General features: G+C 68.0%; 1 protein-coding gene. It reads left to right on the top strand.

Going from position 1 to position 1,415, the window contains the following annotated elements; translation table 11 throughout:
* Positions 1-118: 118 nt before the first annotated feature.
* Positions 119-1,369: an IS256 family transposase gene (locus EUA06_RS22235; protein ID WP_129479881.1), complete on the top strand. Its 1,251-nt coding sequence runs from the start codon at positions 119-121 to the stop codon at positions 1,367-1,369.
* Positions 1,370-1,415: the final 46 nt, after the last annotated feature.

Here is a 1,415-nt window from a genome sequence, read left to right as displayed (position 1 = left end):
AGTTGAGTCCAGCAGAGTGGTGTACGGCTCCGCGGTGAGCGTGTCGTTGAAGTAGACGACGGCCACCGCGTGATCCTTCGAGTGATCTCTCACAACCGACTCGAAGAAGGACACGACGATGACCGTCAATCCCAGTATCGACCCTGCCCGGATGCTCGAGGAGCAGCTGGCCCAGGCGAGCCCTGATCTGCTGCGCGAGCTGCTTGGCACGTTCATTCACACACTGCTGTCCGCGGAGGCCGATTCGGTCTGCGGCGCGAGCTACGGGCAGTCCAGCCCGGAGCGGGTCAACAGCCGCAACGGCTACCGGCACCGCGACTTCGACACCCGCGCCGGCACCCTGGACCTCGCGATCCCCAAGCTCCGGACCGGGTCCTACTTCCCCGAGTGGCTCCTGGAGCGCCGCACCCGCGCCGAGCAGGCGCTGACCTCTGTGGTCGCGACCTGCTACCTGCTCGGGGTGTCCACCCGGCGGATGAACAAGCTGGTGCAGTCCCTGGGTGTCACCGGCCTGTCGAAGTCACAAGTCAGCGTGATGGCCAAGGAGCTCGATGCCCACGTCGAGGAGTTCCGCACCCGACCCCTGGCAGAAGCTGGCCCGTTCACGTTCGTGGCCGCCGACGCGCTGGTGCTCAAGGTCCGCGAGGGCGGCCGGGTGGTCCCCGTGCACGCACTCGTGGCGACCGGGATCAACGCCGACGGGCACCGCGAGATCCTCGGGGTCCAGGTCACCACCAGCGAAGACGGCGCCGGCTGGCTGGGCTTCTTCCGCGACCTGACCGCCCGCGGTCTGAACGGGGTCCGTCTGGTCACCAGCGACGCACACGCCGGGCTGGTCGCCGCGACCGCCGCGACTCTGCCCGACGCGGCCTGGCAACGCTGCCGCACCCACTACGCAGCGAACCTGATGGCCGTGACCCCGAAGTCCTCGTGGGGATGGGTCAAAGCGCTGCTGCACTCGGTCTATGACCAACCCGACGCGGAGTCGGTCCAGGCCCAGTTCGACCGGATCCTCGACGCCCTGGACGGCAAGCTCCCCGTGGTGGCCGAGCACCTCGAGGCCGCCCGGGCCGACATCTTGGCGTTCACCGCGTTTCCTCAGGACGTATGGCGCCAGATCTGGTCCAACAACCCCAACGAGAGGCTCAACCGCGAGATCCGCCGCCGCACCGATGTGGTCGGCATCTTCCCCGACCGGCCATCAATCATCCGACTGGTCGGCGCCGTGCTGGCCGAGCAACACGACGAATGGGCTGAAGGCCGCCGCTACTTCGGACTCGACCTACTGACCCGATGCCGAGCCGCGACCGACCCCACCCCCGACACCACCAGCGAGGAGGTGCACGAACTGCAGGCCATCACCGCCTGACCCACGGAGGATCACGCGGCGTACACCACCTGACGGGACTTGACCC

This window comes from Nocardioides glacieisoli (assembly GCF_004137245.1).
GTDB classification, from domain to species: Bacteria; Actinomycetota; Actinomycetes; order Propionibacteriales; family Nocardioidaceae; genus Nocardioides; species Nocardioides glacieisoli.
The sequence above is the reverse complement of the archived record's forward strand: the minus strand, read 5'-3'. Positions and strand labels throughout refer to the sequence as shown.